Raw genomic sequence first — 16167 nt, forward strand, 5'->3', positions numbered from 1 at the left:
ACCGCGTAGCGCCGGGCTCTGCCCGGCTGGCCGCCCCACCGCGTAGCGCCGGGCTCTGCCCGGCTGCTGTTGGATCAAGGCGAACAGCCCTTTGCCAGCGGTTTCCTGGATTTGGCGGGACGGTGCGGGTTTGCGGGACACGCCGTGAACCCGTCCTTGGGGGCTCGTAGAAAACATCCATGTTTTCTGCGGTCCCGCAAACCCACCCCGACCCACCTTCGACAGCTGGCCGGTGGCCATAGCCAAGGCAAAAGCGCCAGCGGTTCGAGGGCATTGGTTACCGGGTGCGAGTCGAGCCACGTTAAGCCTGGCGGAATAGAGCCCCCTTCTTGTTGAAGGGGGCGCGCCAACGGCGCGGGGTTAAGGGTGAATGCTCGGACATCACGGGCCGCAGGCACTTGATGTCAAGCCTTGTTCGGGTTGGCCCGCGCGGCTACCCTGACCGGGCATTACATTGGTCCGGCATGTCCACTTCCCGATTCGTACATCTGCACGTCCACACCGAGTTTTCGCTGGCGGATTCGACCATCCGTGTCCCGGCGAAACCGGATCAGGCTGACCCGAAAAAGGCCAAGCAGGCCAACCTGCTCAGCCGCGCCGTCGAACTGAAGCTGCCCGCGCTGGCAGTTACCGACCTGAACAACCTGTTCGCGCTGGTCAAGTTCTACAAGGCCGCTGAAACCGTCGGCATCAAGCCGATCGCCGGTGCCGACATCATGATCGCCGAAGAGGGCATGACCCCCTGGCGCATGACCCTGCTGTGCCGCGACCGCGAAGGCTATCTCAGCCTGTCGCGCCTGCTCACCCGCGCCTGGATGGAAGGCCACCGCCCCGAGGGCGGCGTGGCCGTGCACCCCGACTGGCTCAAAGCGGGCTGCCACAACCTGTTTGCGTTGGCCGGCCGCGACAGCCTGGCCGGCCGCCTGGCCGGCGAAGGCCGGCATGATCTGGCCGAGCAGCAGCTCGCCGACTGGCAGCGCGTGTTCGGCGATGGCCTGCACCTGGAGCTGACCCGTACCGGTCGTGAGGGCGAAGAGGCCTTCAACCAGTTTGCGCTTGTGGCCGCCGGACAGCGTGGCCTGCCGGTGGTGGCCAGCAACGACGTGCGTTTCCTGCGCCCGGATGATTTCAGCGCCCACGAAGCGCGCGTGTGCATTTCCTCCGGCCGCGTGCTGGATGATCCCAAGCGCCCGCGCGACTACAGCGAGCAGCAGTACCTGAAGTCGCCCGAAGAGATGTGCGCGCTGTTCGCCGATATTCCCGACGCCATCGACAACACGCTGGCGCTCGCCGAGCGCTGCAACATCGAAATGCGGCTGGGCACCTACTTCCTGCCCAACTATCCGGTGCCGGAAAACGAAACGCTGGACAGCTGGATCTGCAGCGAATCGCGCAAGGGCCTGGAAGCGCGGCTGGAAAAGAATCCGCTGGCCGAAGGCAAGACCCGCGCCGATTACTTCGAGCGCCTGGAATTCGAGCTGGCCACCATCATCAAGATGGGCTTCCCCGGCTACTTCCTGATCGTGGCCGACTTCATCCAGTGGGGCAAACACCAGGGCATCCCGATCGGCCCCGGCCGTGGTTCGGGTGCCGGTTCGCTGGTGGCGTGGGCGCTGCAGATCACCGATCTGGACCCCATCCCGTACAACCTGCTGTTCGAGCGGTTCCTCAACCCCGAACGCGTGTCGATGCCCGACTTCGACATCGACTTCTGCATGGACCGCCGCGACGAAGTCATCGACTACGTCGCGCGCAAGTACGGCCGCGAACGCGTCAGCCAGATCATCACCTACGGCACCATGGCCGCCAAGGCCGTCGTGCGCGACTCCGGGCGCGTGCTCGGTTTCCCGTATGGCCTGGTCGATGGCGTGTCCAAGCTGATTCCCAACATCCTGGGCATCTCGCTCAAGGACGCGATGGGCGAAGGCAAGGATTCGGAAATGGCATCGCCGGAGCTGATCCAGCGCTACCAGAACGAAGACGATGTGCGCGACCTGATCGACCTGGCGCGCCAGCTCGAGGATCTCACCCGCAACGCCGGCAAGCATGCCGGTGGCGTGGTGATCGCGCCCGAGCCGCTGGCCGAGTTCTGCCCGCTGTTCGCCGAACACGATGAAGGCGGCCGCGGCCGCAACCCGGTCACCCAGTTCGACAAGAACGACGTCGAAGAAATCGGCCTGGTGAAGTTCGACTTCCTCGGCCTGCGCACGCTGACGATCATCGACTGGGCGGTCAAGGCGATCAACAAGCGCCACGCCCGCGCCGGCATTCCGCCGGTCGACATCACCGCGCTGCCGCTCGACGATGCCCCCACCTACAAGGACATCTTCGCCAACGGCAACACGGGCGCCGTGTTCCAGTTCGAATCCTCGGGCATGCGTCGCCTGCTGAAGGACGCGCGCCCCGACCGTTTCGAAGATCTCATCGCGCTGGTGTCGCTGTATCGTCCCGGCCCGATGGACCTGATTCCTTCCTTCAACGCGCGTAAGCACGGCCAGGAAGAAATCATCTATCCCGACAAGCGCACCGAAGCGATCCTGAAAGACACCTACGGCATCATGGTGTACCAGGAGCAGGTGATGCAGATGGCGCAGATCGTGGGCGGTTACTCGCTCGGCGGCGCCGACCTGCTGCGCCGTGCGATGGGCAAGAAGGTGCCGGCCGAAATGGCCAAGCACCGCGAAATCTTCCGCGAAGGTGCCGCCAAAGGCGGCGTGGACGGCCCCAAGGCCGACGAGATCTTCGACCTCATGGAGAAGTTCGCCGGCTACGGCTTCAACAAGTCGCACGCCGCCGCGTATGCGCTGGTCAGCTACCAGACCGCCTGGCTCAAGCGCCATTATCCGGCCGAGTTCATGGCGGCCACGCTGTCGTCGGACATGGACAACACCGACAAGGTGGTCGGCTTCCTGGCCGAGGTGCGCAACCTTGGCCTGACCGTGCTGCCGCCGCGCGTGAACGAATCGGCGTACATGTTCGAGGCCTCCAGCGCCGACACCATCCAGTACGGCCTGGGCGCCATCAAGGGCGTCGGCCAGGGTGCTTGCGAGGCGGTGGTGGACGAGCGCCTGGCCAAGGGCCGCTACGCCTCGCTGCTGGATTTCTGCATGCGCATCGAGTCGGGCAAGCTCAACCGGCGCACGCTCGAAGCCATGATCAACTGCGGCGCGCTCGATGGGCTGGGCAAGAACCGCGCCTCGCTCATGCTGCAGCTGCCCGAAGTGCTCAAGGCCACCGACCAGATGTCGCGCGAGAAGGCCTCCGGCCAGAACTCGCTGTTCGGCGCGCCCGATCCGGTCAGCACCGCCCTGCAGCTGGACCTGCCCGAGGCCAAGGAATGGGCGCTGGGCCAGTTGCTGGACGGCGAGCGCGAGACGCTGGGCTTCTATCTCAGCGGCCACCCGTTCGATCCGCATGCCGACGACGTCAAGGAACTGGTCGGCACCGACCTGGGCATGCTGGAGAAACTCATTCCCCCTGCCCGTCCGAGCAAGGACGGCGAGAAGCGCGCCTGGCGCCAGGAGACCCCGGTGATCCTGGCCGGCCTGGTGGTGGGCGTGCGCCGCAAGGGCGAAAGCCAGGTCTTCATGCAGCTGGAAGACGGCAAGGGCCGGGTCGAATGCAGCGCGTTCACCGACGGCCTGGCCGAATTCGGCCACCTGATGACCAAGGACCGCATCCTGGTGGTCAAGGGCGGGCTGCGCGAGGACGAGTTCAATGGCGGCTATGCCCTGCGCATCCGCCAGGTCTGGGACTTCGAGGAAATCTGCGCCAATTACGCCACCCGTCTGTCGCTGCGCCTCGACCTGCGCCAGGGCGACCCGGTGTGGGCGCGGGTCAACGCCCTGCTCGACCGTCACCGCCCGGGCCGCACCCCGCTTCGCCTGGACCTGCTGCTGGGCACCGGGCAAGGGCCCGTGGCCGGCATGCTGGACGTGGCCGGCGACGTGGCCGTGCGGGTGGACAGCCAGCTGGTGGACGCGCTGCGGGCAGACCCGGCGGTGCGGACGCTCAAAGTCCGGTACAGCCCGCCATGGGCGAATTAGGCCCCGACCAGACGACGGCGTACGGGGCATTTCGACGCATTCGGCTACACTTTCCCTCTTTTCTTCACGACGGCTTCCGATGAATCCGAACTACCTCGACTTCGAGCAACCCATCGCTGATCTGGAGGCAAAGATCCAGGAGCTGCGCAGCGCAAGCGCCGGCCCGGCGGTCAATGTCGAGGCCGAAGTGCGCACCCTGCAGGACAAGCTGCGGATGCGCACCGCGCAGATCTTCCGCAACCTGACCTCGTGGCAGGTGCTGCAGCTGGCCCGGCATCCTTCGCGCCCGTACACCGCCGACTACATCCGCATCTTCTGCGATGAGTTCCAGGAACTGGCCGGCGACCGCGCCTTTGCCGACGACAAGGCCATCATGGGCGGCCTGGCCCGCATCGGCGGCCGCTCGGTGATGCTGATCGGCCATCAGAAGGGCCGCGACACCAAGGAAAAGATCAAGCGCAACTTCGGCATGCCCAAGCCGGAGGGCTACCGCAAGGCGCTGCGCCTGATGAAGATGGCCGAACGCTTCGGCCTGCCGGTGCTGACCCTGATCGACACCGCCGGCGCCTGGCCGGGCATCGACGCCGAGTCGCGCGGCCAGTCCGAAGCGATCGCGCGCAACCTGCTGGAAATGGCCGAACTGAAGGTGCCGGTGATCTGCACCGTGATCGGCGAAGGCGGCTCCGGTGGCGCGCTCGCGCTGGGCGTCGGCGACCGTACCGTGATGCTGGAATACAGCGTGTACTCCACCATTACCCCGGAAGGCTGCGCCTCGATCCTGTGGAAGGACGCAGGCAAGGCCAAGGACGCGGCCGAGCAGCTGGGCATGACCGCCCCGCGCCTGAAGAGCCTGGGCCTGATCGACAAGATGGTGCGCGAGCCCACCGGCGGCGCCCACCGCAACCCGAGCCAGATGGCCAAGCGCCTGAAGGCCGTGCTGCTGAACGAGCTGGACGCGTTGGAAAAGCTCTCCACCGAAGAGCTGCTGCAGAAGCGCTACGAGCGTCTGCGCAGCTACGGCGCGTACGAAGCGGCCTGATCGGCCACGGCGTGTTGCAACGAAAAAACCGGGCCAAGGCCCGGTTTTTTTGGTCTTCAGCATCGCGCTGGACACGCATGGCGTGTCCCTACGCCGGTATGCGATCCGTAGTGACACGCCATGCGTGTCAACGCGGCCCCAAACCGCTCAGAACGGCTTGGCCAACACCAGCCATACCACGCCAATGAACAACACCAGCGGCAGCTCATTGAACCAGCGCAGCGCGCGCGAGGACGGCAACACCTTGCCCTTCACCGCGCCCTTGAGCAGCCGCCCGGTCCACGAGTAGTACACCAGCAGCAGCACCACCAGCCCCAGCTTGGCGTGCAGCCAGCCGGCCGCGCCGGGCGCCACCATGGTCGGGAAGTCCGGAATCACCCGGTAGCCCAGCCACAGCACCAGGCCCAGGATCAGCGCGAAGCCGAACATCATGTGGCCGAACTTGTAGAGACGCAGGCCCATCAGCTGCAGGCGCTCGGTCACCGGCAGCTGGCCGGCGGTCTCGCTCAGGTTGACCAGGATCCGCGGCAGGTAGAACACCGCCGCCATCCACGCCACCACGAACAACAGGTGGAAGGTCTTGACCCAGTAGTAGGACTGCATGCGCGTGCTCCGGCGGCTGGCGTGGAATGTCGTTCATTCTGTCCGATTCGCCTCCTGCGCGCATGCGCGCAGGCGCGACGGTTTGACGCAGCGGGGCTACCATGTACGCCCCGCGCGCCTTGCCGACCTCTTCCATGCCAAAAACCTACGACCAGGCCTACTTCCAGCGCTGGTACCAGCCCGACCAGACCGGCGGCGCCGCGCGCCTGGCACGCAAGGTCGCCCTGGCCGTGGCCAGCGCCGAGTACTACCTGGAACGCCCGATCCGCAGCGTGCTCGACATCGGCGCCGGTGAAGGCGCATGGCGCGCACCGCTGCTCAAGCTGCGCCCGCGCGTGCAGTACATGGGCTTCGACAGCAGCGACTACGCCGTGCAGCGCTACGGCCGCAGCCGCAACCTGCATCCGGCGCGCGTCGGTGATTTCGCCTGGCTGCGCCCGTGCGCGCCGGTCGACCTGCTGGTCTGCTCGGACGTGATGCACTACGTGCCCACCCGCGAGCTGCGCCCGGCGCTGGCCGGCTTCGCCGAGCTCACCGTGGGCGTCGCGTTCCTGGAGGCGTTCACCGCCGAGGACGAGTTCGAGGGCGACCACGAAGGCTTCCAGGCCCGCCCAGCGGCCTGGTACCGCCGCCAACTGACCGCCGAAGGCTTCACCGCCCTGGGCTCGCACTGCTGGCTGTCGCCGGCGCTGGCGGGCCACGCCGCCGCCCTTGAACGCGGGCGGTAGAGCCACGCCCTGCGTGGCTTCGCGGTGCCCGATGGGAAGGTAGCCACGCAGGGCGTGCATCTACCATCTCAGGCCTCGCTGCGACAATGTGCCCATTAAGGCGCTTTCGGCCGGGGTGGAGTATGCTGCGCGGCAACATAAGACCATACATATTCGGACGCCATGCTCTATCAACTGCATGAGTTGACCCGCAACATGCTCGCCCCGTGGGTGCACCAGGCCCAGGCCAACGCAAAGTTCTTCGCCAACCAGGGCCACTGGTGGTCGCAGATGCCCGGCGCCGAGCGCCTGGCGGCGGTCAACGAGCTGTTCCATCGCATCGGCAAGGATTACGAGAAGCCCGAGTGGGGCATCAACGAAATCGAGGTCGATGGCGAGCGCGTGCCGATTGTCGTGCACGAAGAGGTGAGCAAGCCGTTCTGCAAGCTGCTGCGCTTCAAGCGCCACAGCAACGAAGCCGACCAGCTCAACACCATGCTCAACCAGCCGTTCGTGCTGGTGGTGGCGCCGCTGTCCGGGCACCACGCCACCCTGCTGCGCGATACCGTGCGCACCCTGCTGCGCGACCACCGCGTGTACGTCACCGACTGGGTCGACGCGCGCATGGTGCCGGGCAGTGACGGCGACTTCGGGCTGGACGACTACATCGCCTACGTGCAGGAATTCATCCGCCACCTCGGCGCGGAGAAACTGCACGTGGTCAGCGTCTGCCAGCCGACCGTGCCGGTGCTGGCCGCTGTTTCGCTGATGGCCAGCCGCGGTGAAACCACGCCGCGTTCGCTGGTGATGATGGGCGGGCCGATCGATGCGCGCTGCAGCCCGACTGCGGTGAACAACCTCGCCACGCAGAACCCGCTCTCGTGGTTCGAGAACAACGTGATCCACACCGTTCCGCCGGGCTATCCGGGCGCGGGCCGGCGCGTGTATCCAGGCTTCCTGCAGCACGCCGGGTTCCTGTCGATGAATCCCAGCCGTCACTTCAGTTCGCACTGGGACTTCTACGCCGACCTGGTGAAGGGCGACATGGAAGACGCCGACGCGCACCGCCGTTTCTACGACGAATACAACGCCGTGCTGGACATGCCCGCGCGTTACTACCTGGACACCATCCAGGTGGTGTTCCAGGACTTCCTGCTGCCGCGCGGTGAGTGGTACGTGCAGGGCGAGCGCGTGGACCCGGGTGCGATCACCGGCACCGCGCTGCTGAGCATCGAGGGCGAGCTGGACGACATCGCCGGCCTGGGCCAGACCGAGGCCGCGCAGGAACTGTGCACCGGTATTCCGGCCGAACGCCGCGAGCATTTCATCGTCGAAGGCGCCGGCCACTACGGCATCTTCAGCGGCCGCCGCTGGCGCGAAACCGTGTACCCGAAGGTGCGCGATTTCTTCGCCGCCAACGCACAGGCGGCGGTGAAGCCGAAGAAGGCGGCCAAGGCCGCGAGCAACGTCACGCCGATCAGAAAGAAAGCGGGTTGACGACCGGTAGGTGACGACCGTTGGTCGTCACCTCCAATACCTACAACCGCACCAGCAGGTGTTTCGCCATCTGCCCGTGCAGGTGGCCGATGACGCGCGCCAGGTGCATGGTGCAGAACAGGAGCACCACACCCAGTACGGCCAGCGCCGGGGTCGCCCACAGCGGCAGTACCACCAGTTCGCTCTCGAAATAAAGGCTCGGCGCGCCCAGCGCGAACATCGAGGCCACCGGTGCCCAGATGAAGACCAGCGACACCGTGAGCAGCGTCACTGCGATGGTGAAGTAGATGATGCCCAGCGGCAGCATCAGCATGAAATACAGCATCGTCAGCCAGGTGCGCCCGTCGGTGAACATGTCCCCGATCCGCTGCAGCCAGCTGCGGCTGCGGTCGGCATAGCGTGGCCGGCGCGGCATGCGCTCGCCCAGCAGCACTTCCACCAGCCGCCCTTCCAGCAACGCAAGGCCGCGCACCGAACCGAAGAACAGCACCGTGAGCGGAATGCCGATGATCAGGATCAGCAACCCCAGCGACAGCGACAACCCGGTGATCACCCAGGTAAAGAAGAAAATGCCGGTCGCCAGCGACAGCAGCATGTAGAACAGCGCGCCGTAGGTGCGCGGCTCCAAGGCGACGCCGAAGAAGCGCCCCAGCGCCGAACGCGGCGGCGGCGGCATACGATCGGCAGGCGGTGCTTCCCCGCCCATGGCAGCGCTCGCGGCCGCTGCCCCCGGCGCCACCTGTGCCGGCACCACCCGTGCAATCGGCCGCACGCTGGCACTGGGCGTGCGCAGCGCGCGGTTCACGGTGATCTCGGTCTCGCGATAGATCTCGGCCACTTCCTCCGGCGCGCCGTAGCTGCCGGCAACGTCGGCGATCACCTCGGCCTCGCTGCGGCCCGGTTGCGCGGCGAGTTCCGAGCGCAGGTATTCCTCGGCGTCGTACAGCGCGTCCTGCACCATGGCCGGATCGGCATCGTGCAGCGCCGCGCGCAGCTGGGCCAGGTACTGCCCGATGGTGGTCGGCAGGCTCGCGCCTGACATGCTCTGGTCGTTCATTGCAGTACCCCCTCCAACACGGAATCGACGGAATCGCGGGTGGCGCGCCAGGCCTGGGTCCATTGCTCCAGTACCTCCCGACCACGGTCGTTGATGCGGTAGTAGCGTCGCGGTGGCCCGGCCACCGACGGCTCGATATGGCTCTCCAGCAACCCGGCCCCTTCCAGGTTGCGCAGCACCGGGTACAGCGCGCTCTGCTTGCCGCTCAGCACGCCCTCCCCGACCCGCTCCAGCTCCTTGGCGATCAGGTAGCCGTACAGCGGCTCCCCGGCCTTGGCCAGCACCGCCAGCAGCGCCAGCGACACCGTGCCGGCGCTGAGCTCCTTCTGGAACTTCTTCAGGTGGGCCTCGTGATCGCTCATGACCTTCTCCAGCTAGCGTGGAGTCAACACTAGTGTGAAGTCAGCTATAGCGAACGTGCCGTTAGTCACCCTGCCGGCGGACAGGGGCCTGAACCGGCTGCTGGCGGCCGGAGGCAGGCATCGCGCAGAATCGGAGGTCTACCAACAAGGGGTCCACCATGTCGCCACGCCGTCCTGCCCTGCTCGCGCTTGCCCTCGCCTGCCTGCTCCCGGGCCTTGCCACGGCGGCCACGCCCTACCGCAGCGCGCAGCAGATCCTGGAGGCCTCGCCTGCCAACGACTGGCGCACGTCGGACCCGGCCAACCTGCTGCTGATGAACCTGGACGCCGGCCAGGTGGTGATCGAGCTGGCGCCCGCCTTCGCGCCGCAGCACGTGGCCAACATCCAGACGCTGGCCCATGAGCACTTCTGGGATGGCGAAAGCATCTACCGCGCGCAGGACAACTTCGTGGTGCAGTTCGGCGACGCCGATGCCGACGATGCGGCCAAGGCCAAGCCGCTGGGCTCGGCCAAGCGCAAACTGCCGGCCGAGTTCCAGCGCGACAGCAAGGGGCTGGCTGTCACCCTGCTGCCCGACCGCGACGGCTGGGCCGAGCGCACCGGCTTCGTCGATGGCTTCGCGGTGGGTCAGGACAGCAAGGACGGCAAGACCTGGCTGGCGCATTGCTACGGCGCGTTGGGCGCAGGCCGCAACAACGAGGAAGACAGCAGCATCGGTGCCGAACTGTATGTGGTGACCGGCCAGTCGCCGCGCCAGCTGGACCGCAACATCACCGTGGTGGGCCGCGTGCTCAAGGGCATGGAACTGCTCAGCGCGCTGCCGCGCGGGCCGGCGCCGATGGGCTTCTATGCCGACCCGGGCCAGCGCACGGCCATCCGCTCCATCCAGCGCGTGAGCGACCTGCCGGAAGCGCAGCGGCCGACCCTGCAGGTGCTGCGCACCGATTCGAAGACGTTCGCCGACACGGTCGAAGCACGCCGCAACCGCGTGGATGATTTCTACAAGCGCGCCGCCGGCCACATCGACCTGTGCAACATTCCGGTGCCGGTGCGGTAACCGGCGCTCAGCGCTTCTGGCTGGCGGCGACGCTGCCCAGGATCAAGGCGCCGGCGATCACCATCGCCAGCGTCACCGGCTCGTCCAGGAACAGCCAGGCGAACAGCGCGCCGAACATCGGCACAAGGTAGGTCACCGTGGAGGCGCGGGCCGGGCCGATGCGTGCGATGAGGCGGTAGAACATCAGGAAGGCGAAGCCGGTACAGACCACGCCCAGTGCGATGGCACAGGCCCAGGACAGCGTCGGAATCGGCGCACTGGGCCAGTGGGTCAGCGCCAGCGGCAGCATCAGCAGCGCGGCGCTACCCAGCGTGGCGCCTGCGGAGGCGGCCGGCGGCAGCCCGGTCATGTGCCGCTTCACCAGGTTCACGCCCAGGCCGTACAGCAACGCCGCCAGCGAACCGGCGATCACCGCCGCGCCGATGCTCAGCCCGGACACCTTGGCCGTGGCCAGCACCACCACCCCGGCAAAACCGACCAGCAGCGCGATGGCGCGGCGCATGCCGATCTTTTCGCCGAAGAACAGGAAGGCGATCAACGCCGCGAACAGCACCGTCATGGCGTTGCAGATCGCGCCGATGGCGGCCGGTGCGCGCTGCGCGGCCCACGCAAACAACACGAAGGGAATGGCCGAGTTGATCAGGCCGATCGGCACCAGCCACCGCCAGCGGCGGGCCGGGAACTGCGCGCGCGCCTTCCACAGAAACGGCAGCAGCACCAGCGCGCCGAGCAACAGGCGCACCTCGACCAGCGCATACGGGCCGAACGACGGCACCGCCACCCGCATGAACAGGAACGAGCAGCCCCAGATCGCGCCCAGCAGGGTCAGCTCCAGCGGCGTGCGCCAGTCGCGTTCGACCGCCCCGGCGGCCACGGGTGCGCCGCTCACGGGCGACCCCCGGCGGCGCGTTGGCAGGCTCGCGGGGAAGGCAACGGCAACAGCAGCATGGGCAGGGCTCCGGGAATCAGGGACACAGCATCCGCCTGCCGCGCACGCCCCACAAGCGCGTAGTATCCATGCCAGCCACAAATATGATTTGGGTCTTGCCGATGATCCTGCGCCCTGCCCTGCTGCCCGCACTGGGGGTGTTCGCGGTTGCCGCGCGCCACCAGAACTTCGCCCATGCCGCCCAGGAGCTGCACCTGACCGCGAGCGCGGTGAGCCACCATGTGCGGCGGCTGGAGGAGCTGCTCGGCACCGTGCTGTTCCAGCGCCAGGCGCGCGGGGTGCGGCTGACCGCCGAGGGGCGGCAGCTGGCCGACGCCGCGGCGGCGGCGCTGAGCGACCTCAACGCGGTGGCCGGCAACCTGCATCCCCAGGCGGACATCGTGCCGTTGCGGGTCACCACCCTGCGTTCGCTGTCCTACTGCTGGCTGGTACCGCGGCTGCCGCGCTTCAGCCGCCTGCACCCGCGCATGCGCATCGAACTGCAGACCAGCAGCGAACTGGTGCGCTTCGACGAGAACGGCCCCGAACTCGGCATCCGCTACGGCCTGGGGCAGTGGCCGGGGCTCGCCGCGCACCACCTGATGGATGACGAACTGTGCCCGGTCGCCTCGCCCGCCCTGCCCGGGCTGTCGGCACTGCGCGAGCCGGCGCAGATCGCGACGCTGCCGCTGATCAGCGACATGTCGCCACAGGGCTGGCGCGACTGGTTCCGCGCCGCCGGCGTGCGCGGGCTGGACCTGCCGGCGCAGCACATCTTCAGCGACAGCACCGACGCCATGCGCGCGGCGGTGTATGGCATCGGCGCGGTACTGGCGCGCAAGCACATCGCCCAGCCCTACCTGCAGCGCTACGAACTGGTGCGCCTGCCGGGGCCCGCGCTCAAGGCGCGCTACGCCTACTACGTCGTGCATCCCGAGCACCGCCCGCTCAGCCCGACCGCGCTGGCGTTCATGGACTGGCTCAAGCGCGAGGCGCAGGACGAACGCACGCCGGTGCCGGCGTTGCCGGATGAGCTGCTCAACCGGCCTCACGACCAACGGTCGTGAGCTACCGGCACCTGTGGGACATTCACCCGGTTTTGTCCGGCGCACCGTTAGGGTGGAAGTCCCCTTCCCCGCGAGACCCTTCCATGGCCATGTTGCGACTCAGGATCACCGGCAGCGAGGACAACGCGCGTGCCATCAGCGACCTGCTCCAGAGCATCGAGGGGATCGAGCACGTCGAGGAAACCGACGACCTGATGCCGCATATGGACGACGATGATTCCAGCTCCGCCGGCTTGTCCGACGATATCGGGCCGGGCATCCATGAACTGGAAGTCGAGGTCGGCAATGAGAACACCGCGCAGAAGGTGCGCGATGCGGTGCAGGAACTTGCACTGGAGCTGGATGTGTTCGTCGAATACGAAACCGACGAAGGCTGAGGTTTTCGGAGGCGCAGCAGGGGCGCACGACCAACGGTCGTGCGTTACCCGTGTGGCGCGCCCCATGGCGGCGCCAATGCGGTAGGTATCGACCGTTGGTCTATACGCTTCACCCGCGTGCTTGTGCCCGCGCGCGCCCACGGCGCCGCCACAGCTTCAACCCGATCCACCCGAACAGCCACGCCACCAACACCACCGGCAGCAATGCGGCGACCGCGCGGATGACGAACGCCACACTGGTGGTGAGCGTCGCCCCGAACTCGCTGACCGCCTCGCCGATCTCGCTGCGGCTGCGCTGGCCCGACGGCGTCTGGAAGCGCAACGTGAGCAGCTGCGTATCGATGCGACGGCGCTGGTTGGCGGCCTCCTTGTTGGCCTGCTCCAGCCCTGCCTCGATCTCCGACAGGCGCTGCGTGATCACCAGCAGGTCCGCGATCTTGATGTTCTTGTCGTCCTGGTAGGACAGCAGGCGCTCGTGTTCCTTCTGCAGCCGCGCCTTGGTCAGTGCGGTATCGGCCACCTGCTGGGCAAGGTCTTCCGCCTGGGTGTTGCGCGAGGCGACATCGCCGCCCTTGCCGGCCAGTCCGATCAGCGGCTCCACGCCCTTGGGCGCGATCCGCACCCGGATCGATCCGGAGGGATACTCACCGCCCTGCTGCCCCACCTGCAGCACCGCGCAGTCGCCGAACTGGCTGGACTGGCAGGCGTCGCTGATCTGCTTCACCCGCGGCCCGATCTGCGCGGCGTCCAGCTGGATGTCCACCTCATGCTCGTAGGCGAGCGAAGCGCCCTCCGGCGACGCCACCGCGCCCGCAGGCGCGCCACTGGCCAGGCGTTCCTGTTCCTTCTTGCTGCAGCCGGCCAAGGCCAACACCAGCAGCATCCCTGCCCAGGCAGCCTTGCGCTGCCACTGCATCCCTGTCATCACATGCTTGCTCCATCGAAGAAGTTGATCTTGAGTCCTGCCAGGTCCAGCGCCGGCAGGCAGCGCACATTCACCGCCACCATCGCCTGCCCGCTGCGCGGGTCGACACCCTCGCTGAACGGGGCAATGCCGCAGTCGCGGCAGTAATGGTGCTGCAGGTGGTGCTTGTTGAACTGGTAGGTGGCGACCGCGGCCGGGTCTGTATTCAGGGTCAGCGCCGCACGCGGGCCGAACCAGAGCAGCCCGCCGCGCCGCCGGCACAGCGAACAATTGCAATCCACCACCTCGGAGATGGGCGCCTCAGCCTGGACCACGAACGCAATCTGCCCGCAATGGCAGCTCCCTTCGTACTGCATGGCACACCTCCCGGTGGGAAAGCGCCATGGTAATCCAATGGCACGGGCGGAACCCCGGCCGCGCCGCCTATGCTGGGCGATTGTCCACAGCACAGGATCGCCGATGCGCCAGCATCTTCTCGCCCTCGCCCTGATCGCCGCCCTGGGTGGCTGCCAGCAGGCCGACGCCCCCACCGCCCCGGCCGGCACCTCGGCCACCGCACCGGCCGCCGATGCGGCGGTGGATGCCGCCTTCGCCGACCTGTCCAAGCGCGCCCTGGACACCTGGATGCAGCTCTCGCCGATCAGCGCCACCCAGATCGGCGACCACCGCTACGACAGCGAGATCGATGACCTCAGCGCGGCCGGCCAGCAGAAGATGCTGACCGCCTACAAGGGCCTGCTCGCCGACCTGGACAAGGTCGAGGTGGGCAAGCTCTCGCGCGAGAACCAGGTGGACGCGGCGATCCTGCGCAACCAGTTGCAGTCCGAGATCTGGAACGCGGAAGTGCTGCAGGCGTCCAAGTGGGACCCGCAGATCTACAACGGCACCGCCGGCAGCGCGCTGTACGGCCTGATGGCCCGTGAGTTCGCGCCGCTGCCCGATCGCCTGAAGTCGGCCACCGCGCGCATGGAGAAGCTGCCGCAGATCTTCGCCCAGGCCCGCGAGAACCTGGACCCGGCACGCGTGCCGAAGATCCATGCCGAGACCGTGGCCAAGCAGAACAAGGGCATCCTCAGCATCGTCGATACCTTCATCACCCCGCACATCGGCGAGCTGCCGGCCGAGGACGGCAAGCGCCTGCAGGCCGCCATCGACGGCCTGAAGAAGGCCGTGGACGAACAGCAGACCTGGCTGGACAAGACCCTGGTGCCCAACGCCAAGGGTGATTTCCGCATCGGCGCCGAGCTGTACGACCAGAAGCTGAAGTTCGCACTGAATTCCTCGCTGTCGCGCGCCGAGATCGGCGAACGCGCCCGCGCCGAACTCACCCGCGTGCGCCAGGACATGTATGGCATCGCGCAGACCGTGCTCAAGGACAAGCCGGGCGCGCCGGCGCTGCCGGCCAACCCGACCGACGAGCAGCAGCAGGCCGCGATCGAAGCCGCGCTTGAACTGGCGTACGCCGACAAGCCGGCGCGCGACAAGGTGGTCGACGACGCCAAGGCGGCGCTGGCCCAGTCCACCGAGTTCGTGCGCAAGCACGACCTGATGACCCTGCCCGATTCGCCGGTGGACATCATCCTGATGCCGGAATTCCAGCGCGGCGTCGCCGTGGCCTACTGTGATTCGCCGGGTCCGCTGGACAAGAACCTGAAGACCTTCTACGCGGTTTCGCCGATCCCGGACGACTGGACCGACAAGCAGGTCGATTCGTTCCTGCGCGAATACAACAGCCGCATGATCCACCTGCTGAGCATCCACGAAGGCACGCCGGGCCATTACCTGGAAGGCTGGCACTCGGGCAAGTTCCCCTCCACGCTGCGCGCGGTGCTGCGTTCGGGCCTGTTCGCCGAAGGCTGGGCGGTCTACACCGAGCGGATGATGCAGGAACAGGGCTACCTGGATAACGACCCGCTGTTCCATCTGGTGCAGCTGAAGTTCTACCTGCGCACCATCTCCAACGCGATCCTGGACCAGGGCGTGCACGTGGACAACTGGACGCGCGAGCAGGCGATGCACCTGATGACCCACGACGCCTTCCAGCAGGAAAGCGAAGCCTCGGGCAAGTGGGTACGCGCGCAGCTGACGTCGGCGCAGCTGCCGACCTACTTCGTGGGCGCGCAGGAGCACTTCGACACGCGCAAGGCGGTGCAGGCGAAGCAGGGCGACAAGTTCAACCTGAAGGCCTACCACGACCAGATGCTGTCCTACGGCGCCCCGCCGGTGCGCTTCGCCCGCCAGCTGATGCTGGACCAGCCGATCGAGTGATGGGTGGGTAATACCGACTGGTAGTGCCGACTGGTAGTGCCGACTGGTAGTCGGCAACCCAATAAAAACGGCCCGGTGATTACCGGGCCGTTTTTGTTGCTCGACTGTTTCCAGTGTTTCGCCGAAAGCAGCGCATTGTTGCTACGTGCCGGGGCGGCCGTCGGGCAGCCCCGCTCCGGGACACGCCGCAAGTACGTCCTTGTAGGCTGCTCCAAAACATCCATGTTTTGGAG

At 67.1% G+C, this 16167-nt stretch carries 13 protein-coding genes and 2 pseudogenes; 8 read left to right on the top strand and 7 right to left on the bottom strand.

Translation table 11 applies throughout. From position 1 onward, the window contains the following. Positions 1-464: 464 nt before the first annotated feature. Both dnaE and ACREPD_RS18455 read left to right on the top strand, forming a co-directional pair. On the top strand, positions 465-4046 hold the full coding sequence (gene dnaE / locus ACREPD_RS18450; protein ID WP_431600670.1) for a DNA polymerase III subunit alpha: 3582 nt from the start codon (positions 465-467) through the stop codon (positions 4044-4046). A gap of 79 nt (positions 4047-4125) precedes the next feature. Beyond that, entirely contained in the window at positions 4126-5085 is a 960-nt protein-coding gene (locus tag ACREPD_RS18455) for an acetyl-CoA carboxylase carboxyltransferase subunit alpha (RefSeq protein WP_421570330.1), read from the top strand. 147 nt (positions 5086-5232) lie between these two features. Here the strand turns inward: ACREPD_RS18455 and ACREPD_RS18460 are convergent, their stop codons facing one another. Next, a complete protein-coding gene (locus ACREPD_RS18460; RefSeq protein ID WP_431600671.1) occupies positions 5233-5688 on the bottom strand; it encodes a CopD family protein in 456 nt (151 codons plus the stop codon). A 134-nt stretch (positions 5689-5822) separates the two neighbouring features. On the opposite strand from ACREPD_RS18460, the gene ACREPD_RS18465 reads away from it, so the two are divergent. Both ACREPD_RS18465 and ACREPD_RS18470 read left to right on the top strand, forming a co-directional pair. After that, positions 5823-6416 (top strand): class I SAM-dependent DNA methyltransferase, encoded by a 594-nt coding sequence (locus ACREPD_RS18465; protein WP_431600672.1) that lies wholly within the window; start codon positions 5823-5825, stop codon positions 6414-6416. Positions 6417-6578: 162 nt separating this feature from the next. Then, complete coding sequence (locus ACREPD_RS18470) at positions 6579-7892, top strand: polyhydroxyalkanoate depolymerase (protein ID WP_421570327.1); 1314 nt, start codon at positions 6579-6581, stop codon at positions 7890-7892. A 40-nt stretch (positions 7893-7932) separates the two neighbouring features. On the opposite strand, the pseudogene ACREPD_RS18475 reads toward ACREPD_RS18470, so the two are convergent. The 3 genes and pseudogenes from ACREPD_RS18475 to ACREPD_RS18485 all read right to left on the bottom strand — a co-directional run. Then, positions 7933-8568: pseudogene (locus tag ACREPD_RS18475) on the bottom strand (sensor domain-containing protein); the annotation flags it as partial. A gap of 165 nt (positions 8569-8733) precedes the next feature. Next, a pseudogene (locus ACREPD_RS18480) lies at positions 8734-9012 on the bottom strand (HAAS signaling domain-containing protein); the annotation flags it as partial. After that, the gene (locus tag ACREPD_RS18485; RefSeq protein ID WP_431600673.1) at positions 8946-9311 is read right to left on the bottom strand and encodes a PadR family transcriptional regulator; all 366 of its coding nucleotides are present in this window, start codon (positions 9309-9311) and stop codon (positions 8946-8948) included. The pseudogene ACREPD_RS18480 and the gene ACREPD_RS18485, both read right to left, overlap by 67 nt. 158 nt (positions 9312-9469) lie before the next feature. Between ACREPD_RS18485 and ACREPD_RS18490 the strand changes: the two genes are divergently transcribed. Beyond that, positions 9470-10369 (top strand): peptidylprolyl isomerase, encoded by a 900-nt coding sequence (locus tag ACREPD_RS18490; protein ID WP_431600674.1) that lies wholly within the window; start codon positions 9470-9472, stop codon positions 10367-10369. A 7-nt stretch (positions 10370-10376) separates the two neighbouring features. Here the strand turns inward: ACREPD_RS18490 and ACREPD_RS18495 are convergent, their stop codons facing one another. Beyond that, positions 10377-11258, bottom strand: coding sequence for a DMT family transporter (locus ACREPD_RS18495; protein ID WP_431600675.1), 882 nt, complete (start codon positions 11256-11258; stop codon positions 10377-10379). A gap of 161 nt (positions 11259-11419) precedes the next feature. Here ACREPD_RS18495 and ACREPD_RS18500 point away from each other — a divergent pair, with 161 nt between their 5' ends. Beyond that, positions 11420-12364 (top strand): LysR substrate-binding domain-containing protein, encoded by a 945-nt coding sequence (locus tag ACREPD_RS18500; protein ID WP_431600676.1) that lies wholly within the window; start codon positions 11420-11422, stop codon positions 12362-12364. Between the two features lie 83 nt (positions 12365-12447). Then, a complete protein-coding gene (locus tag ACREPD_RS18505) occupies positions 12448-12741 on the top strand; it encodes a hypothetical protein (protein WP_421570321.1) in 294 nt (97 codons plus the stop codon). 109 nt (positions 12742-12850) lie between these two features. On the opposite strand, the gene ACREPD_RS18510 is transcribed toward ACREPD_RS18505, so the two are convergent. Together ACREPD_RS18510 and ACREPD_RS18515 are read right to left on the bottom strand one after the other, a co-directional pair. Further along, on the bottom strand, positions 12851-13666 hold the full coding sequence (locus ACREPD_RS18510) for a DUF4349 domain-containing protein (RefSeq protein ID WP_431600677.1): 816 nt from the start codon (positions 13664-13666) through the stop codon (positions 12851-12853). Beyond that, positions 13666-14022, bottom strand: a complete 357-nt coding sequence (locus ACREPD_RS18515; protein WP_431600678.1) for a GFA family protein — start codon at positions 14020-14022, stop codon at positions 13666-13668. Before ACREPD_RS18515 ends, ACREPD_RS18510 begins: the two co-directional genes overlap by 1 nt. Before the next feature lie 103 nt (positions 14023-14125). Between ACREPD_RS18515 and ACREPD_RS18520 the strand changes: the two genes are divergently transcribed. Continuing rightward, a complete protein-coding gene (locus ACREPD_RS18520; protein ID WP_431600679.1) occupies positions 14126-15934 on the top strand; it encodes a DUF885 domain-containing protein in 1809 nt (602 codons plus the stop codon). The last annotated feature ends 233 nt before the right edge of the window (positions 15935-16167 follow it).

Origin of the sequence: Stenotrophomonas sp. (genome assembly GCF_050737075.1) — a bacterium.
Lineage (GTDB): Bacteria > Pseudomonadota > Gammaproteobacteria > Xanthomonadales > Xanthomonadaceae > Stenotrophomonas.